Below are 24,497 nucleotides of genomic sequence, written 5' to 3'. Positions count from 1 at the left end.
TATATTATGGAGGTTAGTTATCATGGCTAAGTATACTTGGGTTGAGAAAGAAACATGTATCGCATGCGGCGCATGCGGAGCGACTGCACCTGATATTTACGATTACGACGATGAAGGTTTGGCCGAAGTTATTTACAACGCGGACGCAAACCACGGAAATACCGAAATCCCGGAAGATTTGTTCGATGATTTACAGGACGCGGCTGACGGCTGTCCGACAGATTCCATTAAGATCGCCGAAACTGCTTTCAATAAAGAAGGTTAATTTCGAAATAAAGAAGAAGCTTTGCTCTTGGAGCAAAGCTCTTTTTTAATAGAAAGACAATACCCCAGCACCAAGATGTCGGGGCTTTGGTTATAACGCACATTATTTGTCAAGAATGAGCAGTATAGCAACAAGCACAACGACCATACTCAAAGAAGCCGCGCTCCAAATCAAGGCCTTCTTATTGACTTCTTCCTTGGCTTTACGTTGATGTTGCATAACGGGCGGTATTCTCTTAGCCATATGATATGCCCCTTTTCCTACGAAATGAATAGTCTGTAAGTATAATTGTAACCGCTTTATAATGATAAATCCAGTGAAGAATTGACGAGTGTCCACTTCCATTTTGACCTTGAAAACGATAAACTGTTCGTTAGAGCCTAAATTGTCGAGTGGAGAGTTGAACATGTTATACAGAAACGTTGTTAAACCGATTTTTTTCAAAATGGATCCGGAAAAAGCCCATCACCTAACGATCGACGGCATGCGCAGAGCAGCTCGTGTTCCTGGCGCTCTGTCCCTTCTTTCCGGGCTTTACAGTGTACAAGAAACGCCTGATCTCGCCATGGAGTTGTGGGGTTTGCACTTTCCGAACATGATCGGCCTTGCCGCTGGACTGGATAAGAACGGAGAGGCCGTTCCAGGGTTTTCATCCATCGGATTCGGTTTTGTTGAGGTGGGAACGGTCACGCCGCTTTCACAAGAAGGAAATGATTTGCCCCGCCTGTTTCGATTACCCGAAGATTTGGGTTTAATTAATCGGATGGGTTTTAACAATAAGGGTGCCAAAGCTATGGCTCATCAATTGTCTCAACTAAACAAACGGACGATCCCGGTTGCAGTCAATATCGGCAAAAATAAAAACACCCCAAACGAAGAGGCGGAATCCGATTACCGTAAATGTATCCGGACGCTGTATTCACATGGTGATTTTTTCGTTGTCAACATTTCTTCACCGAATACGCCTGGTTTGCGTAGTTTGCAGCATGGGGAAGATTTGAGAAAGCTGTTACTGGCTGTGAATGACGAGCTTTCACAGCAGCAAGCAAGCGCGGGCGGAGCGGGTAAACCTGTACTCGTGAAAATTGCTCCTGATTTGACGGCAGAAGAACTGGAAGGAATCACAGAAACCATAGTTCAGAGCGGTGTTTCAGGAATCATAGCTTCGAATACGACTTTAAGCCGAGAAGGGCTCAGGAATGCGAATGCCAGAGAAACCGGTGGCCTTAGCGGCAGGCCGTTGTTCATGAAATCCACGGAAACAGTCAGAAGCATATACCGGCAAACGAAGGGCGCGATCCCTATTATCGGCTCCGGAGGTATATTTACAGCGCAAGATGCCTATGACAAAGTTAAGGCAGGCGCGTCTATGATTGAACTGTATTCCGCGTTGATTTATCACGGACCCCATATTGTTAAAGAGATTCATTCCGGTTTGCGTGAGCTATTGAAACGCGACGGATTTACCCATATTTCCCAAGCGATTGGAAAGGATGCGTAGCCTATGAACACGGAGGCGAGGCCGTTGGATGCAAGAGATTGGGGAAAATTCCTGCTTCCTTATGAGCAAGCTGTAGAAGAATTGAAAGTGAAGTTCAAGATTTTACGTTCTGAACTTAGGTCTCGGGACGAGTACGCGCCCATTGAATTTGTTACAGGCCGGGTCAAGAAAATCTCAAGTATTTTGGAAAAAGCTAAACGGTTATCCATTCCGATGGAGAAAATTGAGTCGGTTGAAGATATTGCCGGCATTCGAATTATGTGCCAGTTTGTGGAAGATATACACCGTGTGGCAGAGTTGTTAAGGCAACGGCAGGACCTTGTAGTATTATATGAGAAAGATTACATTACCAACTATAAAGACAGTGGTTACCGCTCATTTCATATCATCGTGGAATATCCCGTGCAGACGGCCATCGGTTTGAAGAAAGTGTTAGCCGAAATTCAAATTCGTACCCTGGCGATGAATTTCTGGGCAACGATTGAACATTCTCTGAATTATAAATATAAAGAGGCGCTGCCGGAAGAGGTGCGGAACCGGCTTCGTAACGCGGCCCAGGCGGCCTTCATTCTCGATAAAGAAATGTCTAACATCCGGGAAGATATCGTGGAGGCGCAGAAAAGCTTTGAAGACAGCTCGGTCCTAGTGCACAAGGTACTGAATGGAATCCAGGAGTTATATTTCTTCTACCGTGTACGCGAAGCAGCTCAATATCAAATGCGCTTTAATGAGGCTTGGGAAGAAAATAATTTATATGAAATTAAAGATCTACACAAAGAAATTCAGATTTCCATTCAACGGGCCAAAAAAGGCGGACAATAGTGCCTGTTTTCGACCGGCTGTATATACAGTTTCTCTACTATTTTAATGAAAAACGAGATTATTATGAATGTCATGAGGTCATGGAGGAACTGTGGCTGGAAGAAGGCCGAAGCCCTCTGTATCAAGGGCTTCTGCAAATTGCGGTAGGGTTATATCACTTTCAGGGCGATAACCTGGGCGGGGCCGTAAAGTTAATGGAGGCCGGTTTAGAAAAGTTGTCTGCATATCCGCATTCTTGCTTGGGCATTAACCTAGAATTGTTGCGTGTAGAAAGCGGTAACTATCTAAGGAAGCTTAAGCAATATGATGAGGCACCTTTTTCGTTCTATCCCATTCAGGTCCTGATCATAGATTCAGAGCTTGAACGTCAGGTACAGATGTTAAAGTTAGCTGCGTCTGAATAAAGAAATCGCCCCCGACTGCGTAGTCGGGGGCGATTTCTATTACTGTTGTATTAGATCGAACCTTTATATGCTGCGTCAATCGCCTTGCGGATTTCTTCGTTGGATTTGCCTTTGGAAGCCATGTCCGTAGCATCTTTCAATTCATTCAGACATACACCGCATTGCGTACCGTGGTCCGTCCAAGTCACTCGTCCGTTCTCCTTACCCATAATAAAGCAGCGGTATAACGAGTCGTGACGATTTTCGGCGTAATCCATACAACCGCAATAACAGTTAAGAGTTTTCAGCAGCTCCTCATACTCATTCACTCTCGCGTAGAGTTGCCCGGTACGCGGTGTGTATGTCTTGAGGAATGACGGCATGACATCTGCGGAAGAGGTCACTTCAAATCCCTCGTTTTCATTGTGGCCGGAATGTCCGCCTGAATTCGCGGCTTGATCGGAGGAACCGCAAGCAGTAACCACACCGCAGAATACAATGAACAGGAATAACATGAACCAGAACAGGTTGCGGTTACGAACTCTCATCGGTTACGCCCCTTTATGTTTGGTTAAGAAATTGCGGAAGTCCTCAACCGTATTACCCGTCGTGGCTCCTTGTTCACGGATTCCGTCCGCGAGACGGTCCACTTCTTTGCCGTCCTTAAAGTAAATAAGTGTCGGCGTTCCTTCAATATTATACTTCAGCCAACCTTCTTCAAACTCAAGCAGATTAAACTGCTCTACATCTACACCGACTTCCTTAATAATCGGGTTCAATACCGGTGTTGTACGCTTGCAATGAGGGCAAGTGGAGGAGAAGAAGTATACATAAACGCCTTCGCCGCTTTTGATTTTGGAATCGAGATCTTCAGGTTTAATAATGTTCTGATAATCAGGATCTTTCAGTTGCGCGCGTGTTGCCGGATTTAATGAACTTTCGGATTTGCCGTATACATTATTGTTCGTAGATGTGTTTAGAAAATAAAGTAACACAAAAAGTGCAACAATAATGCCAATAAAGATACCAAGTTTCTTCATAATTCACCCCTGTGGTTGTTTTTATGAATTAAATTATACTACATCCTTGTCCTATCTTGCATCTTGTGACTATAATTCTAAGAAGATTCCATGGGAAACTGTGAACAAAGGAAGACAGTCGGAAAGAAGTGTGGACCTATGACGGCCAATTTGCCGCAAGCTTTTTTGGACAAAATGAACAAGTTGCTCGGCCCTGAATTTCCTGCATTTCTCGCGTCTTATGAAGATCCCCGTTACTACGGACTCCGGGTGAATTCATTGAAAGCTGAGCCTGAAGATTTTCTAAATATCAGTCCGTTCGTATTGCGTCCGATCCCGTGGGTGAAGGATGGTTATTACTACAGCGAAGGAGATCGACCCGGAAAACATCCCTATTATCATGCGGGTCTTTATTATATTCAGGAGCCCAGCGCCATGGTGCCCGTGGAACTGCTTGAGGTGAAGCCGGGAGAGAAGGTGCTTGACCTTTGCGCGGCGCCCGGCGGGAAATCCACACAGATCTCGGCCGCATTGAAAGGGGAGGGGCTGATTGTCGCTAATGATAATGCGGGGGAACGTGTTAAAGTGCTCGCCAAGAACCTTGAATTGTTCGGTGTGCGGAACGCCGTTATTCTGAATGAGCTGCCGGATCGGATCGTGGCTGCATTCCCGCATTATTTTGACAAAATTCTGATTGATGCACCGTGTTCCGGAGAAGGTATGTTTCGCAAAGATGAAGAAATGGCGGGGCAATGGGCGAAGCATTCTGTGGAACGCTGTGTGTTGATGCAAAGAGATATTCTGTCACACGCGGCAGCGCTACTGGCTCCGGGAGGGCGCATTGTGTATTCCACCTGCACATTCTCCCCCGAAGAAAATGAAGAAATGATTGCGGAGTTTCTGGACAATCACATGGACTTCGCCATTGTGCCGGTCCCGGTGAGTCTCGGGCTTGCACCCGGACGTCCGGAATGGATTCCAAATCCAGAAGGGGAACTAACGCAGAAGAGTATGGATACCACCCGACACACGGGAAGAATATGGCCGCATTTATTTCAAGGAGAAGGACATTTCTTTGCGATCTTGGAGCATAACGGTAACGACAACGTTGGAATCGACAGGGTACATACGCCAATGGATGCAGATCATGTTGATGAGGAGACCGTCAGCCACAGAATGTCGAAAGAATTGAAGAGGAACAACCATGACCGCAATTCCAAACAGGGAGCCAGGTCTAAACCCAACACAGGGATGGAAACGGCACTTTCCTCTAGTGAGCTGGAAACGGTAACTTTTATGCTGAATAATCTTTTGACATGTTCCTTAAATGGCAAGTTTATGAAGTATGGTCATCACATCTACTTGAGTCCTCTTGGCGTTCCGGAGTTGAACGGTTTGAAAGTAGCCAGACCGGGATGGTTTATCGGCACACTTAAGAAAGAACGGTTTGAACCGTCCCACCCCCTTGCATTGGGCTTGAAAGTCTCGGATGTATCCCGTAACATCTATATGACCGCGGAAGAAAATAACTGTATTCGTTATTTAAAAGGCGAGACCGTTTCGGTGCCCTTGGAGGCTGTGATTGTGCGGGAGAACCCGCGGGAGGAACGGCCTGCGAACAACAGCTCTGAGGCCAAGGGATATACACTGGTGTGTGTAGACGGGTATCCTATGGGATGGGGCAAATGGATCGACGGACACTTAAAAAACGAATACCCTGCAGGATGGAGGATCACGTAATGGCCAAACCGGAAAGATTAGATAAAATATTGGCTCATATGGGCGTTGGTTCCCGCAGTGAGATACGCAGACTGGCCAAACAAGGCGCGCTTACGGTCAACGGGCATGCCGCCAAAGATCCAGGCATGAAAATTAATACGGATGTAGATCAGCTTAAAGTCAATGAACAAGACATCATATATAAACCGTTCATCTACCTGATGATGAATAAGCCTCAGGGCGTTATTTCCGCGACCGAGGATAAACGGGACCGAACGGTCATTGATCTGCTATCGGAAGGTGAGCGACATTATGAGCCTTTTCCTGTGGGCAGATTGGATAAGGATACAGAGGGATTATTGTTGCTGACCAATGACGGGAAGCTATCACATAATCTGTTATCTCCCAAGAAGCATGTTCCCAAAACATACTATGCGAAAGTGGAGGGGCATGTAGGCGGAGAAGATGTTCACGCGTTCTCCCGCGGCGTGACCTTGGATGACGGGTACGTTACTATGGGTGCAAGGCTGCGTGTACTATCCGTTGATCTAGAAAGAAGCAGTCCATGCTCAGAAATTGAATTGACGATCATGGAAGGTAAATTTCATCAGGTTAAGCGAATGTTTCAGGCTGTGGGTAAAGAGGTTGTTTATCTGAAGAGGATTTCCATGGGCTCTCTGAAGCTCGACGAACATTTGACGCTCGGCGCATACAGAGAACTAACAGCCGAAGAGTTAGAGGCGTTACAAGGGAAATTAAACGGAGAATCGGAACAGGATTAACTGGAGACTGGAGTGGGATGAAGATGACCTACAGATTAATTGCATTGGATGTTGACGGAACATTATTAACGGATGATCACCAATTAACAGAGCTCACGAAGGGGACAATACGCCGTGTATATGAACAAGGATGCGGTGTTGTGCTTTGCACGGGGCGCAGCCCTGTCAGCACATTGCCTGTCATGGAGAAGCTGGGTCTCAGCGGCACCTTGATTTGTCATAACGGCGCGGCGACGATTGCTTCGGCAGATCGCAGTGTGTTGCATGAGTTTGCATATGATGTGAAAAAGATCGAGCCTCTTATTTCATATTGCCGTGAACACGGTATACACTTTGATGTAAATACCTCTTTTGAAATGTATGTGGAGAATTTAACGCCTGAAGCTAATAGCATGTACGAACAATTTTATATTCAACCCAAAGTCGTGGACAATGTTCTTGATTTGGATTTCCCTATTGTGAAATTCACTTGTGCCGCACCCAAAGAAGAAATGGATCGGATTGAAAAGGAATGGGCGTTGCTCTCAACGGAATTGCGCATTATTCGCAGCGGCGACATCTTTATTGATGTGATGCACGCTCAAGCCCATAAGGGAAGCGCGCTTAAAGCCCTGACCGAGGTTCTTGGCGTCAGGCAAGAAGAGGTTGTCGCAATGGGTAACTATTATAATGACATTGAGATGTTGACCTTCGCAGGTCTGGGCATAGCCATGGAAAATTCACCTGAAGCGGTAAAACTTGCAGCTGATGCGGTAACGGCATCCAACAACGAAGACGGGGTCCATCAGGCAATCGAACGTTATGTATCAACAGATCAGAAACAGAATTTATGACTGAATTATAAATGAAGAAGAAAACGCCGATTCCCGAGGGAACCGGCGTTTTCGGTGCCACATTAACCTACCTTTATACGCGGCCGCCCATTATGAGAGGCCACGATAGAGGTTATTTTATTGTCATATCCTTATAGGTGAGAGATCTTAGTAAAGGAATGTACGGGAAATGATTACTAATAAAATGAACAGTACCAAAATTGCACCTGTAGAAGAGTAACCTCCGCCGACTGCTGTCATTCCAATTCCTCCCCTGAAGAGAATTCCGACATTCCTGCGCAAGATCCGGGGGCCCTCCGGTTATGCCATTATGGAATTCGGTATGGTTTATCATATGCAATAGGGTAAATATGGAATGGACTCTTGACCAGTGTCCCAAAGATTAGGCTTATACAATGGATAAATCATGCCGGAATAACACAATCTAATGATGCAGAAGCACATTACATTGGTGACGGGAGGCGCATTTATGCCCAATATATCGCTAAGGCCAGACTTAAGAACATCAGGCGGAGAAGTAAACGATGTCGTACTGAATGGTAAGTATGCGGGAACGTTGACATTGGTATACCGTGAAGGGGATCGAATTTCAGGTTCGATTCAGCTGGACAAGGAATCCATGTCGCCATCGGATAAAGAGGCGGTAATTGAATTTACACAGCATTATGTGCAGTCCTTGATCGACGCTCTAAATGTAGAAGATTGCGATGTACTCGTTACTTACAGCAAGTATGATCACGTCATCGCCACGGACCATAACATCGGTGAAGTGACCGAGATGGTGGAAGACGCTTTTGAATATGAAGATGAAGAAGATGACTATGGATATTACACCAGTATGGATGACGAGGGCGAAATGCTCCTGGATCTGGATGGCGATGAGGATGAGGCGGTTTACTTCGAACTTGTCATCGTAGGAGAATCACGCAATAAAGTGGAATATCATGTATATTCCGATACAGAAGTGCTGGTGGCCGAAGCCCTGATGACGATCTCCGGAAGTGATGTAATCGGAGAAGTGAACTGGATGTATCCGCCCGAAGAACAAGAGTCCGATGCGGTAGCCGATCTTATCGTGTCTGATTTTGACGATAATGAAATTGATACGTTCCTGATTGATATGGAGTATGAGGGTGAAATTTTCGATACCATCGAATTAACTCACCGCGATTTATTGGATGCCCAGGATACGTTGTATGATCTTGCAGCGAACGATGACGAAGAGGACGAAACAGCCTATTACGCGGATGATGAAGATGAAGACGATGATGAATTGATTTATTATACGGATGATGATGATGATGATGATTACGCATACTACGCGGACGACGACGATGACGACGAGGATCTTGAAGTTGTAGAAATTTATTCGCTTGATGACGAGGACGACGATTACACGTCTGAAGAAATTGACGATGAGTTGACTATGTATGCGGATGATGATGACGATGAACTGGCTGAGGAAGATTACACGGTCGTACTTGCCAGAGATGATCAAGATGTGTTGACCTATGAAATTTATCAGCAGAGCTATGGGGGCCTTCCGATCGGAACGGCAACCGTAGACATCAGCACGCATCAGATTACGGGATTTATTGATTTCCGGGAGCCGGGAAACGGCAGCGATCGCGAATTTATCGCTACCATGCTCATGCAGGAGTTGGATAAAGAGCGTGATTACGATTCTGTAAACTTTACGATGATGTATAACAATGAGACAATCGATGAAGTCATGTTCGAATTGGATCAATATCATTAATTACTGCGGCCTTCTCCGATAGGAGAGGGCCGCTTCCATCATGCAGCGGGGTCTCTTTCAACACTTCCGGAAGCTGCGCGGAAGGAAGGCGCATTGGTTAATAATACGCCAAGCAGTACTACAATCGCTCCAATAACGGATACGGCATGAAGAGTTTCATTTAGCAAAATATACCCTACAATGATGGCAATTACGGGTGAAACATATGTCCAGGTTGACGGAAACAAAGGATTGGTCCGTTGGACCAGCCAATAGAATATACCTGAAGCTATGATAGAGCCAAACACAATTAAATAAAGCAGGGATGAATAACCGAGCATCGGATTTGAGATGTTCAAGGTTACAGGCTCGAATAGTATAGCTAGAATGAACAGAAACAGGCTGCCAAAGAACATTTGAAACCCGTTTACCACAAACGGGTTATTTCCTCTGGCCAATACTTTGCGCGAATGTACAGCACCAAAAGCATAAAACACTTCAGCGACCAATATAACAGCTGAAGAGATGAACCAATTCGACTCTGCCAGCCCGCCTTCTAAAATTTGGGGGAAAATAATTAGGAAGACACCCAGAAATCCCAAAGCCAGCCCGGCCTTTTGAATCTGTGTAATGCTCTGCCCGTTGATCCAGTAATTCATCAGCGTTACGAGTAAAGGGGTAGCCGCAGCAAGCAGTGCGGCGTATCCGGAGGTTACATACTGTTCCGCCCAATAAAAGCCGGCAAATTCTATACCGGTCATTCCGATCCCGATCATCGCCATATCCACGTAGTCGCGTCGTTCCGCGGGAAAGGATTTATTCTTGACGGCCAAGAAGGCAAGAACCAATATACCCGCAGTGCCGAAGCGCAATCCTGCATAGAAGAACGGCTCGAACCCTCCGTTTAATCCCGTCTTTATTCCAAGAAAAGTTGTTCCATAAATGAGACACATCAATAAATATCTCCAAATCATTGGTTTCGCCCCTTATCCGTCAGAATTCTGTTTACCAAGTATCGCCAATATACTATGATGAGTTATAGTACAGTAAACAGATGTTTATAACAGTGAGGTGGCCACCGTTCATGCATATTCCTATACAGAGAGGGTCCGGTACTGCTGTAGTGGAGCAAATCAGGCACTCCATAGCGGATCGAATCCGATCCGGTTTGCTTACTCATGGCGCGGCGTTGCCTTCCGTAAGAGCTTTGGCCAAGACTTCGGGCGTTAGTGTAATGACTGTCGTTCAAGCCTATAATCAATTGGAAGAGAACGGATATATTCGACGTGTCCATGGAAAAGGTACTTATGTAAGTACGGAACAGTACAGCCAAGAGGTCCGAGCTACGCCCTCCTCGAAGGAAGATTGGCAACTGGTGCTTCAGGATTATTTGCCCAGAGCTCAGATTTGGAGACATTCTCACAATTTTGACCCCAAGGAGGGGGAGTTGAAATTGTCTATGGCCTCGATTGACCGGGAATTATACCCTCTTGAAGAAGTGTCGGAGGAAATTTACCGCATAACCAAATCTGACCCTGCCCTAATCTCTGACTACGGACCGATCCAAGGGGATAAGCAACTAAGGGGTCACATGGCTGATTACCTGAAATCACGCTTGGTGTCCGTTTCCAAGGAGCAGCTTCTGATTACGAACGGTTGTCAGCAAGGCATTGATCTGGTAGCGAGGACGTTTCTCGGACCCGGCGATGTTGTTATGATGGAGTCTCCAACGTATATGGCGGCCATTGACGTGTTCCGGGCGAGAGGCGCCCTAGTGGTACCTGTTCCGGTAGACGGCGAGGGCATGCGGATGGATGTGCTGACCCGGTTATGCGACTCTTATACGCCTAAGCTCATTTATGTTAATCCTACTTATCAAAATCCTACGGGGTCCGTTATGAGCGCACCGCGAAGAGCCCAGCTCCTTCAACTGGCACAAAGCTTTAATGCGCTGATTGTAGAGGATGAGGCCTGGAGCGGCATTCAATTCGGCAGTCCCCCGCCGGCGCCGATCAAGAGTATGGATACCGACGGACACGTCATTTATATGACGAGCTTTAGTAAAATATTGTCGCCGGGCTGCCGAATCGCGGTCTTGGCCGCTGTAGGCACCGTACTGAGTCGCTTAATTTCTTCCAAGGCGATAGCTGACCTTGGCAGTCCGCTGTTGACACAGCAGGTCATTCTTCCATTTTTTAAAGGGAACCGGATTTATAAACATATGGAAAAGTTAAACCGAGAGCTCCTGAAACGAAGGGATCTAGCCATTCGTCTCCTGCGCGAGCATGCGCCTGCCGGGGTGACATGGACCGAGCCGATGGGAGGACTGAATTTATGGCTCACATTGCCGCCGCAGACGGATACGGACCGTTTGCTTCATGAAGCGCAAAGAGAACGCATCAGCTTTCTGCCAAGCTCGGCTTTCTATCCGGGTGAACCCGAGTATCATCATCTGCGGTTATGTTATTCCTATTTACCTCCGGCAGAGCTGCAAATGGGAATTATTCAGTTATGCAAGCTGATGGATCGGCATCTGGATCGGCAAGTTGATCAAACGTATGTTCCGGTGATCTGAAGGGAAGTGAAACAAATCAGCACTACCCATATTCGACAATATCTCCGATAATGAAAGTAGGAAAGAGGGGATTGCCGTGAAGTATACCGAGGAGCAGTTAAGGCATGTCGTATTCTTATCGGAAGTTGTCCTGCAGGGCAATAAACGGGGGATGATGGAAGAGACGCTGTTGATGCTGTTATACATAGTTAAATCGTTAAAGGAAGCCGAGTTTTCTGAAGATGTCAGCGAGGAAATCGCCAGGTTAATTGAACAGGTGGAGGAGCGGCTTAGAGAAGAGAATGGTCGATTGCAGGAAATTCAGATTAATTTGGCCATGCCCAACCGGCGAAAACCCATGGTATAGCCCCGATGTTCATATCCATGTTATAATCTGATGTACTGCATTTATATATGAGGTGTGTTGTTATGGACCAAGAGCAAGAACGTGAAATGGAACGAGAACTGAGGGCAGAAGTAAATCCGGCTGATGCAGGAGAACTCAGGCTGCCTATGGTAGAAATATTCGAAACGGTAGAAGGCGAAGGCACAAGGGCCGGATTCCCTACCGTTTTTGTGCGTCTCTTCGGTTGTAATCTAAGGTGTACTTGGTGTGATACTACTTACAGTTATCCTCCTGCGGAAGCCGATAATTTTATGACGATTCGCGAAATTACCCAACAGGTTATGACTTACCGATCCACGCATCTATGCCTGACCGGGGGAGAGCCTCTTTTGTACGGAGGTCGTTCCATGGCCCTCATCAGAAACTTGGCGGAATTGCCGCATCTGGTTGATCTTCATATTGAAACGAACGGTGCCATTGATTTGAAGCCGTTCATGGAAGGTGTACAATCATCCAAAGTAAGATATGTGATGGACTACAAGCTCCCGGATTCAGGGGAAGGCGGTAAGATGAATACGGGGAATCTTGCTTTACTGCGCAAACAAGATGAATTGAAATTTGTGATTGGCAGCGAGCGAGACTTTCAGGCAGCTTTACGAATCCTGAAGGAGAATCCAACAGAAGCACTTCCGTTATTCTCGCCCGTATGGGAAACGATGCCTCCGCGAAGGCTGGTGGAATTGATGTTGGAGCATGGATTGTCCCAAGTAAAGCTGAATATGCAGATGCACAAAATTATATGGGATCCGGCCATGCGCGGAGTGTAATGCATTAACACGTAAGGAGTTACTAAATAGGATGATAGACAGGCAGGGATCAGGAATGAGTATGAAAAAAGCGGTTATTATTCTCAGTGGCGGACTGGACAGTACAACATGTATGGGCTATGCCAAAGAGCAAGGCTATGAATTGTACCCGATTACGTTCGATTACGGACAACGCCATCGTATTGAATTGGAGAATGCGCGAAAGGTGGCGGCATTCTATGGGGCGGAAGGACGGCACAAAGTCGTTCAGTTAGGATTCTTGAAAGAGTTCGGCGGAAGTGCTTTGACGGATGAAAGTATAGCGGTTCCTGAAGGAGCCGAGGCAGAGGATGAAATTCCCGTAACCTACGTGCCTGCCAGAAATTTGCTCTTCTTGTCGATTGCAGCCTCATATGCGGAAGTGAATGGTGCGGAAGCGCTGTACATTGGCGTAAACGCCATGGATTACAGCGGATATCCGGATTGTCGTCCAGAATTTATCTCCAAGGTTGAAGAAGTGATTGCGTTAGGCACGAAAGCGGGGGTTGAAGGCAAATCCATGTCGATTGAAACGCCGCTGCTGCTACTTACCAAAGCGGATATTATCCGCGAGGGAACGCGTATGGAAGTGCCTTATGAATTGACGACTTCTTGTTACAACGGTAAGGCAGAGGCTTGCCGGACTTGTGACAGTTGCAGATTAAGATTGAAAGGTTTCGCGGAAGCGGGACTTCAGGATCCGATTGCATACGAAGAGTAAGATGTGAAGAGTAAGATGTAATGTAGTGTACCAACAGAAAAAACTGAACTACCTAAAGAACGCTGTGAAGCGTTCTTTTCTGTTCGAAATGGGTTCATAATGGTTAACGCCCGTTATGCACGGAAACTTTGTTCTTCCCCGTTGTTTTGGATATATACATCGCTTGATCTGCTTGCTTGACCAGTTCCTCGGCCGTAAGCCCCTTCTTGTACTTGCTGCATCCCATACTGATGGTTACGATCGATTCCGCTTCCACCCGGCTGCGTATGGCTTCCGCGATATGCTCCGCCTTGAAACCCGGTTGGGTAATGAGGGCTACAAGCTCTTCTCCGCCATATCGTCCCACCAAACCGATGCCTTGGGTTTCCTCCGTCATAATCTCCGCCACCTGCTTCAACACACCGTCAGCCCTATGATGTCCTTGGGTGTCATTAAGCTTCTTGAAGTTATCGATATCGCCGAAAATAACGGAAACCTTATAATCTCCGTTCACATATTGACTGACGCGGCCAAAGAAAAATTTACGGTTGTACAACCCAGTAAGTCCGTCGGTAATGGAAGACCGATAAACGGCTTGAAGGAGCTCAACGACCCGGTCAAACAGCATAAAGAACATTATAGCGTAATAAAGAATAGGCATAAAATTCTCCACAACGGTCAAACCGAGCTGGTGATGATCGAATAAATAGACATTGGACATATGAGCCGTCTGCAGGACAAAATACACGGTAAGGCTGAATTGATACTTTCCGTTCTGTCCGATATAAGGGGAAATAAGGTAGAAGCATACGAAAATCAACATAAACAAATAAAGTTCCAACCAAATATTATGTATGGCGTACAAAGGGGAGTAAGCGGGACTGTTCAAAGCGAATAAGGAAGGATTCCAGTGGAAATGGGCAAAAGAAAGAGCAATGGCCGACCCGATGAAAAACATTACGAGGACAAACTCTCTGTTGCCGGTTTTGTTGTATAATTGAAAGATAGCCGCATTCATGACAATAAAGGCGATGACTTGCAACAAATGACCCGTATACGCCGTTCCAATCATAGGTACGGATTGCAGAGATGTAAAGAGGTTCAAACCATGATAAATTAATACAATTAATAAAGAAAGAGTCAGAGTGAAGTAAGCTTTCTTCCGGCGGTCAAGAAACAACCGTAAAGACATGATGAAAATTAATAGAACAATAATTAAAATACAGGAATTCGAAAACATGAGGCCGATCGGCCCGGTAATATAATCGATAGGTGTCATGAAGTGGCTCCGTTACTGGGATATGTGTGGTTTAACTAACAACTTTACAGAAACATACGTTCTATTATATCATAATTCCTGGGGAGGAGAAGACGGATATGAATATTTTACAAGCTTTATTTTTTCCGCCGGAACAACCGGGCGGCGTTTCCTCCATGGTGCCCTATATTCAAGAGAGATTTCTCAAGATGGGTTGGGAAATGGAGTTATTTTCTTTACCCAGACGCATACGCAACAAAGGTATGGAAGATGTGGTATTTGATACATTTGATTGGGAGAAATATGCAGGGAATCCGATTGTGGATAAATATATTCAAACTTACAGGGATTACTTATGGTGGACGGAGCTCAGACTGAAGAAGCCTTATGATGTCATCCATGCTCATCATCCGATCGCCGCGCTGGCCATGAAGAAACGGTTCCCCGGAACACCGTTGGTTGTAACCATTCATTCCAGCTATGAGAGGGAATTGCTGCTGAACGGTAAAATCCAAGAGAACGGGCCGGAACAAGCTTTCCTGACATCATTATACAGGGAAATTGAATATAAGGCTGATCAAATTGTAACGGCTTCGGAATCTTTCAAAACCTATTTGTCAGCATATACGCAGTCGCCCGAACGAATGGTTGTTATTCCCAACGGGTTCGACGAGAAGCGATTCCGTCCTGTTCCGCATGAGAATGAAACAGCTCAACTGATTACGGTATGCAGGCTTGTCCCGGCTAAGGGACTGGATATTCTCTTAAGAGCTTGTTCGGTCTTGAAGAAGAGAGGGCATAATTATGTTCTTCACATGATCGGAGACGGACCCATCCGGGAAGAGCTGGAAGCATTGGCTGTTCAGCTTGATGTTTATGAAGAAACCATATTTTACGGATATACGCTGCATCCCGAAGAATTTATGCCGTTCTTTGACATCTTTGTTTTGCCGTCGCGCGCCGAGGCCTTCGGTTCTGTATTTGCGGAAGCCGCCTTGTGCTGGCTTGCATTGGTAGGAACCGACGTAGGAGGAATATCCGAGCAGATCCAAGACGGACAGAACGGTTTGTTGGTTCCTTCTGAAGATCCCCAAGCTCTGGCAGACGCTTTAGAGAAGCTTATCATTGATCCAAGCTATCGATATGAATTGGCTCGCGCGGCCTCGGACAAAGCTAAACGATCCTACTCTTTAAACCGCGTAATCCTGGAGTTAAAGGATATTTATCGCAGCTATGCCGCAACTTCGGTCTACGTGCCCGATCCGGAGTCCGCCAACTCGGAAACAGCGGCTTCCGTTGAGTTGACAATGGAACTGGAACCTGATGAATAGGTACGGAGGTGCCCCAACGAATGAGAGCGTTTAAGTTTCTGCATGCGGCCGATTTGCACTTGGATAGTCCGTTTCGGGGGATGACCGCTCCCCCTGCGATGATCGCGGCAGCGATCCGGGAATCAACGTATCGCGCCTTTCAGTCTATGATCGAGCTCGCGCTCAGGGAACAGGTTGATTTCGTTGTGATCAGCGGAGATATTTACGACTTGGCTGACCGTTCCTTGAGGGCTCAGCTGAGATTCCAGAAAGGGATGGAGAAGCTGGCTGAAGCCGGAATTCCTTCCTATATCATTCATGGCAATCATGATCCGGAGAATGGACGCAGAGCCGCGCTGAAATGGCCGGATCTCGTTCATTTTTTTGGTTCAAGCGGGGTGGAAAGGAAGACGGCTCACTCCTCTGACGGCACTCCGCTGGCTGAGGTGTACGGAATATCCTACGCTGCGGCGGCGGTCAAGGAGAACTTGGTAACGCGTTTCAATGTTGAACCTTCCGGGCTGTATAAAATCGGATTGCTTCATACCAATGTGGACGGCGATGCCTCTCATGATAACTACGCTCCTTGCTCCAAAGCGGAGTTACTTAACGCCGGTCTGGATTACTGGGCGCTCGGACATATCCATATCAGGCAAGTATTACATATGAAACCCTGGATCATCTATCCCGGAAATCCGCAAGGACGAAGTGTTAAGGAGACGGGACCGAAAGGCTGCATGATTGTAACCGTGGATGAACGGGGAACCGAGCCTGTGTTTCACAGGCTCGATCATGTCGTTTGGCAGCATATACCGATCGGGATCGAGAATATAGACAGTATTCAAGCCTTGAAACAAGCCATGGAAGAAGCGATGGAACAGCTGCGCGACGGTCAGGATGGCAGGGCTTCTGTGGTTCGGTTTATTTTGACAGGCAGAGGAGCTTTACATCGGGAATTGTCCCAAACCAGTGTGATTTCGGAATTGGCAGAAAGATTTCGGGAGGTGGAAGGGGAAGCCGCTCAGCAGAAGGAGTATCCGTTTGTCTGGATTGAATCTGTGAAGCAACAGACGGGAAACAAGATGGATCTCGATAAGCTGCTCACGCAGGAAAGCTTTCCGGGAGAGCTTGTACGGCAGCAGGGTCAGTTGGAGAATGACCTGCCTGAATTAGAGACATTTCACGAAGAAGCATTATCTCTCTTACTGCATCATGCCAAGTTTTCTTCATTGTCTTCCCTGAAAGATCCGGATCGCATCAAGGAGAGATTGTCGCAGGCCCGTGAACTTGTTCTGGATTGGATGGAGGTGGACGCTTAGTGAGGATTGAAGGCATCCGAATCCAAGAATTCGGCGAGCTTAAAGAAGTGTCCAATGACTTTACCGCTGAAGTTCATGTGGTTTACGGACATAACGAGGCGGGAAAAAGCACGCTTCTGCAATTTATCAGAATGATGCTGTTCGGATTTACAAACAGAGCCTTTGAGGGAATGCCATCCGGGGGAAGCGGAACCGCAGGCGGGAAGGTTATTCTGCGGTCCGTTGACCACGGACGTTACATCATAGAAAGGCAGGTACGCTACGGTGCGGGAAAGGCGCCAAGCGAGTCGGTAACCGTGTTGCTTCCAGACGGCACAACCGGAGGAAAGGAACAACTGACTGATCTATTGGGAACTGTGACGCCAAGTTTATTTCGTGACCTCTTCGCGATCAGTCTGACCGAGCTGCAGGAAGTTCGCACCCTTCATTCCGAAGAGATGAACGGCTTTTTGTACACCGCCGGGATGGGGATGTCGAGCAGCGCCGTGCGTTCCGCAGAACGGAGAATTCAACAGGAACAAGAGCTTCTTTTTAAACCCAGAGGTAAGAATCAGGAAATGAATCAAGTTATGAAACAACTTGAATCTGCTGAATTGGAACTAAGACAAACGAAGGAAGACGTTCACAAATTTAACGAATTACAAGAACAATTAAATGTGCTGGATGATGCCATTGAAGATAACGAAGCTCTACTAAAGGAAATTTCCCTGGAATCAGCTTGGGTGGATACCAGCCTAAAGGTGCGTGAGCATTGGATTCGTAAATTGGCCGCGGAAGAAGAATTACGGCATTTACCGAAGGACGAGGTTTTTCCGGCGCAGGCTCTGCAGCGCTATGAAGGATGGGCTGCCCGGTTCGAAAGACAATCAGAAGACCTGGAAGAGATTCGCCTGAAGATGGCTCATGCCGAGAAAGCATTGCATGAACTGAGACCGGATCCGGAGCTGTTATCACGCGGAGATCAGCTGGAACGATTGCTTGAAGGTGCCGGAGCAGAACAGGAAGCGGCTGTAAGCGCGATCAGACTTCAAGGAGAGTTGGAGGAAGCCGGGGCCGGGATTTCATTGCTTCTGGGCAGGATGGATCAGAACTGGACCGAGGAGCACCTCGAATCTTTTCCGTTAACGATCTCACATAAAGAATTCATTCAAGGGGAAGAAGAGCGTTGGGAAGCATTCAGGCGTTTACAACAGCGTCACATCTCGGAAGAGGAACGGCTGCAGGATGAGGAAATTAAACTGGAGGAACAGCTGGCAACGATTTCTCGCAGAAGATTCACGTTAACCGCCGTTGCGGATGCGTTACCCATGAAGTTCAGAACCGAAACTTATGCCGAGGGCGCCGCTTTATGGAGTCAAATTCGAAACCATATGGATCAGTTGAAGATGTTAGCGCTTGAAATGAAACATGTTCAGGACAAAATTCAGGTTGAGTTGATAAGAAATGAAGCAGTAAAGGACGGTCATGCCGACGGCGTGCATGTTCGGAGTCCGGCGTGGTTGTTCACCGGAGCTTGGGTTGTGCTGGCGTTGGCGGTATATTCTTATATTTATGAGAGATGGCAGCAAGGGTCCGTCTTTGCAGTTATAGGCTTAGTCCTAATCATCTTGGGGTATTGGTTCCGCGGCAAAGTACAACTAAAATCTGTTTCCGGAAACCGGAGAGGAGACGCGGTTCGGTCAAACGCCAGCAACCCAAGACGTGTTCGCGGAGCTGAGCCGCATCCGGAGTGGATGGAATTACAGCAAACCCAATCAGACTTACTTCAAGACCTGAAGCTAAGGGATAATCAGTTGTTTGCGGATCCGATGTTGCAGGCCGCAGTAACAACGTACACCGACGAACAGATCGCGGACATCGTGATGTCGCTGGAGCGCGTGCGGCAGCTGGAGCAAGAACAGCTGCAGCTTGAAGACAGCGTCCGCGAGCTAAGCGCGGAGCGCGTCGCTTTGCGCAAGCGGCGCGAGGCGCTGCAAGGCGAGCTCGCCCACGCGGCGGCGAGCGATGCCGCAGCCCGCGAAGCGTGGGCCGCGCACCTGCGCGCGCTGAGCGTGGCGCCCGAGCTGTCGCCGGCGGCGGTCCGCGAGCTGTTCGGGCTCGCGGAAGCCGCGAAGGCGAAGCTCGCGACGCGCGACAAGCTTGCCGCGCAGCTCGCGAAAGCGGCCGCCGTGCGCGCCGCTTTCGCGGATGCCGCCGCGCCGCTGCTCGGCGCACCCAGCGCCGAACCGCTCGCCGCGCTGAAGCTCCTGCACGGCAAGCTGCGCGAACACCGCTCCCTCGCAGAGGAGCGGCGGATGCGCGAAGCGCAGCTGGCGGAGCTTCGCGACGCGCGGGAGGCGCTGCACGCGCAAGCGGAACGGACGCGGTCGCAGATCGCCTCGCTGTGGAGCGAGGCGGGGGCGGACGGCGAGGAGCCGTTCCGCTTGCGCGTGAGGCAGTTCGAGCGCCGCGCTGAACTGCAGGCGGAGCTGCGCCAGGTGGACATGCTGTTGTCCACCTGGGTGCCCCGGGAGCAGCAGGCGAAGCTGCTGGCTTACCTGGGCTCGCACGATCTGCTCGCGTTGCAGAACGCGAGGGAGCAGTCAGCCGCGGAGCTCAGCCGTTTGCAACGCGAGCTTCGGGCGCGCGTGGATGAGCGCGGCGCGGTGCGCGGCGAGCTTGCGCGGCTGCGCAACGAGGAAGCGCATGCGGAGCGGCTGCAGAGGGTTCAGGAGCTGACGGCGCAGCTGGATACGCTGGCAGAGCGCTACGCGGTTCTCGCCTATGCCGCGCAGCTGATGTCGCAGACGAAGCGCGTCTTTGAGCGGGAGCGTCAACCTCAGGTGCTGCGTCTCGCTTCGGAGTATTTGAGCATCATTACCGGAGGCAGGTATGTACGAATGATGGCGCCGATCGGTGAGCGCCTCATTGTGGTGGAGCGGGCGAACGGAGAGCCGCTGGAAAGCTCCCGTCTCAGCCGGGGTACAGCGGAGCAGGTTTATCTGGCGATGCGGTTCGCCATGGCGGAGCATATGAAAGATTCCTTCCATATGCCGTTCATTCTGGATGATATTTTCGTTAATTTCGACGATGAACGATTACTGCATACACTGGACGCGTTGAAACGTCTCCAAAGCCATCGACAAATAATTATGATGACCTGCCACACGCATGTTCGGGATGCAGTCGTGAACTCCTTATCTAAAAGTTCAATTTCGGAACTGCGAAGGCAAGAAACGGATCTGCGGCTAACGATTTGAAACAAAAAAACAGGCACCAGCGGATTGAAATCCGCTGGTGCCTGTTTTTATCATGTTCTTCAAACCAGCTTTCCGCCGGCGCTCTTTCGCCAAACCATGGCGGAAAACCAAGCCAGCGAAATCACGCCGAACAACGGATACAGCGTGTCGACTAAGTGACTGAAGCCCGCCTGACTGACCAGATAGCACAACGACAATAAACAGAGCAGCACCCAGCGGGAAGGTAAGCCGGAGCGTTGGGTGATCTGCAGCATCAGTCCATAGACATCGGCAAGGAAGGTCGTGAAGATTTCGGCATAAATCATAATAATGTAAATCAGTTGAACCGTAACGCCCAGTCCCGCAATGAGATGCCCCATCGGAATATCATACTGTGTAATGCCGGGCATCTGCGCGGAGAGGGCGTAATGGCCGGCAAGCAGCATAAGGCCGATGCCGATTCCGCCAAGAATGCCTCCCCAGATCAGGGGTTTACGGCCATCTACAGAAGCTCCGACGGGAACAAGCACGGCTTGAGCCATGGACAGATTAAAAGCCGCGTACAGCAGCGGAGATAAGCCTGCCCGCCAAGGCGCCGCGTCCCCCGCCAGGTGAAGCCAATTGCCTTGTGTAGGGGAATGCCATGTGTGCACGACGACAATACAAGTGAACACCAGCATGACCGGCACAACGATGGAGTTCACGGCAAGAATACCCCGCATGCCGTTGGATAACACGAAGTATGCCAGCACCAAGGTTACGGCAAGTCCGATTTGATAATGAAGCCCGAGGTGTTCACGAAACACCGATCCCGCGCCTGCCAGCATGACGGAGGATACGCCAAACAATAAAAGAAGGGATACGGTGCTGATCCAACGCCCGATTCGATCCCCGAACAGGTGTTTATTGAAGTCCTCATAGGATGTTGCGCGAATAGCCTGCGCCATCAGCAGCATTTTGGTGCCCAGCCAGATGAACAGCAATGCCGCCAAGCCGATCGCAGCCACTGCCCAACCGCCATATTGCGTGAAGAACTGCAGTATTTCCCGGCCTGTGGCAAATCCCGCGCCAACAACCGTGCCGATGTAAGTAAAGGCGATTTGCAACGTTCTGCCGATTCCTTTTACCATAGCCTCATCCCTTCGCAATCCTCTCTTAACAGCCTATGTTATGAACGGGACGGGCATGCCACCCGGGTTTAACCCATGCAATACACCTCTTTTCATGGCAAAAGGTTGCGCCTGTTTCATCATCTGTGTTATTTTAACAAATAATAATACGGGGAGCGTGTACACTATGGAATTGTTGAAGCAAAGAATTCTGTCCGAGGGCAGTGTTGTAAATGATCAGGTTCTGAAGGTAGACGCGCTGTTAAACCATCAAGTCGATCCGGAGCTGATTATGGAAATGGGCAGGGAGTTTGCCCGAAGATTCCGGGAAGAGAGAATTACAAGAGTTATCACGGTAGAATCTTCTGGCATCTCCGTTGCTTTTGCCACCGCGCTGGAGCTGGGTGTTCCCATGGTATTCGCGCGGCGGAAAAAGTCCGTCACCACCGACAGCGATGCCTACTGCGAACGGGTTCCTTCCTTTACGAAAGGAATTGTAACCGACATTATGGTTTCCAAGAAGTTTCTAAACGCGGATGATCGGGTATTGTTTGTAGATGATATTATTGCCAACGGAGACGCCGCTCAAGGTCTTGTCCGCATCATTCGTACGGCAGGCGCTCACCTTGCAGGCATGGGCGTGGTTCTGGAGAAGACGTTCCAGGCCGGCGGGGCAGCCATCAGGGAACAGGGCATTCGTCTGGAAACCCTGGTGAAAATTTCTTCATTATCCGACCAAACCATCCGGTTTGAAGATTAGGCGCGAATTCGTGCCGCTCAGCCTTCCATCTTAGAACGTTTTATTTTATAATAAACAGTAAGTTGACGGTAGAGGAGGCAGAAGCTATGGGGAACGAACAAATGGCTGAATTTTTAGGCAAGAAAGTGTCTGACGCTAAGGTACATTTTGAACGCGCATTAGATTGTAAGCACACCGAGTTTGACGATCTATATCCCTATATGATCGAGCATCCTCAATTTTTCTGGTATAAACGCTATGTTGCCTGGTCCGAATTGTTGACGGTGGTCAAGTTAAGCGAAGAATTACAAATGTCCTGGGACGGCCAGTTCACAGAAGCCCAAGCGGAATATATCCGCAAGCGGGTCATGTCCAGCACGGTATTGGATTGCTGGTATGAGACGAATGAATCCAAGGAAACGATCGGTTAATTATGGTTCCGCGGAAAGCGGGTAAGCATATAGAAGCAAGAGCCTAAATGTGAAAGCGTTTAGGCTCTGTTTTTTCGTAACGGAAGGAAGGGACAAGCTGTGATTACAGAGGAGCAATTAGACCATTACCGGGTTGAAGGTACCAAGCTGCGTGTCATTCGTGACGCGTTGGAAGAGAATGATGTGAAAGGGATTGTTGTCGCGTGGGATGATGACAGTGTCATGCTGCGCAAACAGAACCGGAAGATCGTGAAGCTGGACCGCAGTTACATTTATCAGAAGGCGGATGAAGAACGTCGCTTATAATTTGAGAAGCAGCGGGGCATTCTATGACAGATATTGTATATAGGAGGCGTTCCAATGTCCGATCAGATGGAATCGAAAGTGCGCGCATACAAGGATGAGCTGACCCATATGTCGGCCCAGATGCCGCAGGTAGTGGAAACTTATCATCAATTTACCGGTGAATGTTTTCAGGAGGGAGCCCTGGACGCGAAGACGAAGCAGTTGATCGCACTCGGCATGGGGCTGTTCGCAAACAACGAGGTATGCACCTTCTATCATGTACGGGAAGCTCTGCAGAAAGGCGCAACCCCGGAAGAAGTCATGGAGACCGTAGCCGTCGCCGGCGCGGTCGGGGGCGGACACGCTATTTCGCAAGGGGTTACCCGTGTGCAGAAAGCGTTGGAAGGCATCGTACATTAATTAACTCCTGCCTGCTCAAAAAACACCTTTTCCGCTGATGGGGAAAAGGTGTTTTTGAGGTTGTCATGCGTTTAGGCGGCGGAATGAATAAGCTTTTCCTTCTTTATTTTGATGCTTAACATAAGACCTTCGCCGCTTACCAGCGCTTTGGCGTCAAACGCGGTTTCAAAATGTTTTTTCTTCTCCTCGAAGGATTTCACGGTCATGCCGATGGGCATGGCATATTCAAATACGAAGTATTCGGGATCGTCCTGATCGCTTAGCTTGGTGAGCCGGGGATAGAGCTTACGTACTTTCTTGTTGGGCTTGGTTACAGTCACGTACAGATTCGAGCGCTCAAATGTAGTTCTCATCAATCGGATGAAGCGTGTTTTCCAGTAGGTGTACCACAACGTGAACAACCCCGCAGCGTTTAATAGAAGGAGTGTCAACTGTACTTTGTTTACTTCAGCATATCGGTAAATCCATTCGAACTGCCCGAACATGTCATCCATTGTCCCAACTCCCAACAGCGCATTTACACTATTCATATACGGAGCTTGTTCAAAAGATTACAGTTCGGGTTCCCGACGCACGAAATTTTTGGCCAATTGACGTAATACTTCGTTATTCTGTTCTTCCTCCTGATCGCCAAAATCGAGGTTGGTAATCCGTATGCGGTAATCATCTTCTCCCGGAAGAGTAGGCTTGAACGTTAATTTCTCCGGCCTGTCCGGGCGTACATCAAAGCCGCACGCTTGCAGACAGCCGGTGAGTTCGTCCACCGTCGGTTCACGTTTTCCGTCAACGTAGAGGAGACCGTGAAGATGTTTGACTTCTTGCGGCTCCTGATGCTTTACTTCAAAATGCACGATACATTCTCTTTCCATTTAGGGCAGCTCCTCGAGTTTCATTAGTGCTA

At 48.4% G+C, this 24,497-nt stretch carries 27 protein-coding genes; 19 read left to right on the top strand and 8 right to left on the bottom strand.

From position 1 onward, the window contains the following. Positions 1–22: 22 nt before the first annotated feature. Positions 23–265, top strand: a complete 243-nt coding sequence (locus SY83_RS20515; protein WP_068609938.1) for a ferredoxin — start codon at positions 23–25, stop codon at positions 263–265. A 102-nt stretch (positions 266–367) separates the two neighbouring features. Here SY83_RS20515 and SY83_RS23395 read toward each other — a convergent pair whose 3' ends face one another. Then, positions 368–508, bottom strand: a complete 141-nt coding sequence (locus SY83_RS23395; RefSeq protein WP_197479911.1) for a hypothetical protein — start codon at positions 506–508, stop codon at positions 368–370. A gap of 163 nt (positions 509–671) precedes the next feature. Between SY83_RS23395 and SY83_RS20505 the strand changes: the two genes are divergently transcribed. From SY83_RS20505 to SY83_RS20495, 3 genes are all read left to right on the top strand, one after another. Then, positions 672–1,766, top strand: coding sequence for a quinone-dependent dihydroorotate dehydrogenase (locus SY83_RS20505; protein WP_068609934.1), 1,095 nt, complete (start codon positions 672–674; stop codon positions 1,764–1,766). A 24-nt stretch (positions 1,767–1,790) separates the two neighbouring features. After that, positions 1,791–2,588: a GTP diphosphokinase gene (locus SY83_RS20500; protein ID WP_068611245.1), complete on the top strand. Its 798-nt coding sequence runs from the start codon at positions 1,791–1,793 to the stop codon at positions 2,586–2,588. Between the two features lie 80 nt (positions 2,589–2,668). Beyond that, positions 2,669–2,992, top strand: a complete 324-nt coding sequence (locus SY83_RS20495) for a DUF309 domain-containing protein (protein WP_407944601.1) — start codon at positions 2,669–2,671, stop codon at positions 2,990–2,992. 50 nt (positions 2,993–3,042) lie between these two features. On the opposite strand, the gene SY83_RS20490 is transcribed toward SY83_RS20495, so the two are convergent. After that, a complete protein-coding gene (locus SY83_RS20490; protein ID WP_082882661.1) occupies positions 3,043–3,519 on the bottom strand; it encodes a PCYCGC motif-containing (lipo)protein in 477 nt (158 codons plus the stop codon). A 3-nt stretch (positions 3,520–3,522) separates the two neighbouring features. Continuing rightward, positions 3,523–4,011 (bottom strand): thioredoxin family protein, encoded by a 489-nt coding sequence (locus tag SY83_RS20485; RefSeq protein ID WP_068609929.1) that lies wholly within the window; start codon positions 4,009–4,011, stop codon positions 3,523–3,525. A gap of 138 nt (positions 4,012–4,149) precedes the next feature. On the opposite strand from SY83_RS20485, the gene SY83_RS20480 reads away from it, so the two are divergent. The 4 genes from SY83_RS20480 (at position 4,150) to SY83_RS20465 (ending at position 9,083) form a co-directional block, all read left to right on the top strand. Beyond that, positions 4,150–5,730 carry an RsmB/NOP family class I SAM-dependent RNA methyltransferase gene (locus tag SY83_RS20480; RefSeq protein ID WP_068609927.1) on the top strand — a complete coding sequence of 527 codons (1,581 nt, stop codon included), beginning with the start codon at positions 4,150–4,152 and terminating at the stop codon, positions 5,728–5,730. Next, positions 5,730–6,491, top strand: coding sequence for a pseudouridine synthase (locus tag SY83_RS20475; protein WP_068609925.1), 762 nt, complete (start codon positions 5,730–5,732; stop codon positions 6,489–6,491). The genes SY83_RS20480 and SY83_RS20475 overlap by 1 nt, the downstream gene beginning before the upstream one ends. A 23-nt stretch (positions 6,492–6,514) precedes the next feature. After that, positions 6,515–7,324, top strand: coding sequence for a Cof-type HAD-IIB family hydrolase (locus tag SY83_RS20470; protein WP_068611243.1), 810 nt, complete (start codon positions 6,515–6,517; stop codon positions 7,322–7,324). 427 nt (positions 7,325–7,751) lie between these two features. Further along, positions 7,752–9,083: a hypothetical protein gene (locus SY83_RS20465; protein ID WP_197479910.1), complete on the top strand. Its 1,332-nt coding sequence runs from the start codon at positions 7,752–7,754 to the stop codon at positions 9,081–9,083. 38 nt (positions 9,084–9,121) lie between these two features. Here the strand turns inward: SY83_RS20465 and SY83_RS20460 are convergent, their stop codons facing one another. Next, positions 9,122–10,036 (bottom strand): DMT family transporter, encoded by a 915-nt coding sequence (locus SY83_RS20460; protein WP_068609923.1) that lies wholly within the window; start codon positions 10,034–10,036, stop codon positions 9,122–9,124. A gap of 110 nt (positions 10,037–10,146) precedes the next feature. Here SY83_RS20460 and pdxR point away from each other — a divergent pair, with 110 nt between their 5' ends. The 4 genes from pdxR to queC all read left to right on the top strand — a co-directional run bounded on the left by pdxR (position 10,147) and on the right by queC (position 13,528). Continuing rightward, positions 10,147–11,637: a MocR-like pyridoxine biosynthesis transcription factor PdxR gene (pdxR, locus tag SY83_RS20455; RefSeq protein WP_068609922.1), complete on the top strand. Its 1,491-nt coding sequence runs from the start codon at positions 10,147–10,149 to the stop codon at positions 11,635–11,637. A 76-nt stretch (positions 11,638–11,713) separates the two neighbouring features. Beyond that, entirely contained in the window at positions 11,714–11,983 is a 270-nt protein-coding gene (locus SY83_RS20450) for a hypothetical protein (RefSeq protein WP_068609921.1), read from the top strand. Between the two features lie 62 nt (positions 11,984–12,045). Continuing rightward, positions 12,046–12,789 (top strand): 7-carboxy-7-deazaguanine synthase QueE, encoded by a 744-nt coding sequence (locus tag SY83_RS20445; protein WP_068609920.1) that lies wholly within the window; start codon positions 12,046–12,048, stop codon positions 12,787–12,789. A gap of 61 nt (positions 12,790–12,850) precedes the next feature. After that, positions 12,851–13,528, top strand: coding sequence for a 7-cyano-7-deazaguanine synthase QueC (gene queC / locus SY83_RS20440; protein ID WP_068611242.1), 678 nt, complete (start codon positions 12,851–12,853; stop codon positions 13,526–13,528). Between the two features lie 103 nt (positions 13,529–13,631). Here queC and SY83_RS20435 read toward each other — a convergent pair whose 3' ends face one another. After that, on the bottom strand, positions 13,632–14,786 hold the full coding sequence (locus SY83_RS20435) for a GGDEF domain-containing protein (RefSeq protein WP_068609919.1): 1,155 nt from the start codon (positions 14,784–14,786) through the stop codon (positions 13,632–13,634). 98 nt (positions 14,787–14,884) lie between these two features. Here SY83_RS20435 and SY83_RS20430 point away from each other — a divergent pair, with 98 nt between their 5' ends. The 3 genes from SY83_RS20430 to SY83_RS20420 are packed head-to-tail and all read left to right on the top strand — an operon-like array spanning position 14,885 to position 20,633. After that, positions 14,885–16,096: a glycosyltransferase family 4 protein gene (locus tag SY83_RS20430; RefSeq protein ID WP_082882659.1), complete on the top strand. Its 1,212-nt coding sequence runs from the start codon at positions 14,885–14,887 to the stop codon at positions 16,094–16,096. A 20-nt stretch (positions 16,097–16,116) separates the two neighbouring features. Further along, a complete protein-coding gene (locus SY83_RS20425; protein ID WP_068609917.1) occupies positions 16,117–17,394 on the top strand; it encodes a metallophosphoesterase family protein in 1,278 nt (425 codons plus the stop codon). Beyond that, on the top strand, positions 17,394–20,633 hold the full coding sequence (locus SY83_RS20420) for an AAA family ATPase (RefSeq protein WP_068609915.1): 3,240 nt from the start codon (positions 17,394–17,396) through the stop codon (positions 20,631–20,633). The genes SY83_RS20425 and SY83_RS20420 overlap by 1 nt, the downstream gene beginning before the upstream one ends. 59 nt (positions 20,634–20,692) lie before the next feature. Here the strand turns inward: SY83_RS20420 and SY83_RS20415 are convergent, their stop codons facing one another. Continuing rightward, complete coding sequence (locus SY83_RS20415) at positions 20,693–21,742, bottom strand: YkvI family membrane protein (protein ID WP_068609913.1); 1,050 nt, start codon at positions 21,740–21,742, stop codon at positions 20,693–20,695. A gap of 166 nt (positions 21,743–21,908) precedes the next feature. Between SY83_RS20415 and SY83_RS20410 the strand changes: the two genes are divergently transcribed. The 4 genes from SY83_RS20410 (at position 21,909) to SY83_RS20395 (ending at position 23,596) form a co-directional block, all read left to right on the top strand. Next, entirely contained in the window at positions 21,909–22,481 is a 573-nt protein-coding gene (locus SY83_RS20410; RefSeq protein WP_068609911.1) for a xanthine phosphoribosyltransferase, read from the top strand. An 86-nt stretch (positions 22,482–22,567) separates the two neighbouring features. After that, positions 22,568–22,891 (top strand): hypothetical protein, encoded by a 324-nt coding sequence (locus SY83_RS20405; protein ID WP_068609909.1) that lies wholly within the window; start codon positions 22,568–22,570, stop codon positions 22,889–22,891. Positions 22,892–22,990: 99 nt separating this feature from the next. Continuing rightward, the gene (locus tag SY83_RS20400; RefSeq protein WP_068609907.1) at positions 22,991–23,197 is read left to right on the top strand and encodes a hypothetical protein; all 207 of its coding nucleotides are present in this window, start codon (positions 22,991–22,993) and stop codon (positions 23,195–23,197) included. Between the two features lie 54 nt (positions 23,198–23,251). Then, positions 23,252–23,596, top strand: a complete 345-nt coding sequence (locus tag SY83_RS20395) for a carboxymuconolactone decarboxylase family protein (protein ID WP_068609905.1) — start codon at positions 23,252–23,254, stop codon at positions 23,594–23,596. Positions 23,597–23,667: 71 nt separating this feature from the next. Here the strand turns inward: SY83_RS20395 and SY83_RS20390 are convergent, their stop codons facing one another. Both SY83_RS20390 and SY83_RS20385 read right to left on the bottom strand, forming a co-directional pair. Then, the gene (locus SY83_RS20390; protein WP_068609903.1) at positions 23,668–24,090 is read right to left on the bottom strand and encodes a hypothetical protein; all 423 of its coding nucleotides are present in this window, start codon (positions 24,088–24,090) and stop codon (positions 23,668–23,670) included. Between the two features lie 57 nt (positions 24,091–24,147). Continuing rightward, a complete protein-coding gene (locus SY83_RS20385; RefSeq protein WP_068609901.1) occupies positions 24,148–24,465 on the bottom strand; it encodes a hypothetical protein in 318 nt (105 codons plus the stop codon). Between the last annotated feature and the right edge of the window lie 32 nt (positions 24,466–24,497).

It is taken from the genome of Paenibacillus swuensis (genome assembly GCF_001644605.1).
GTDB lineage: Bacteria > Bacillota > Bacilli > Paenibacillales > DY6 > Paenibacillus_N > Paenibacillus_N swuensis.
The sequence above is the reverse complement of the archived record's forward strand: the minus strand, read 5'-3'. Positions and strand labels throughout refer to the sequence as shown.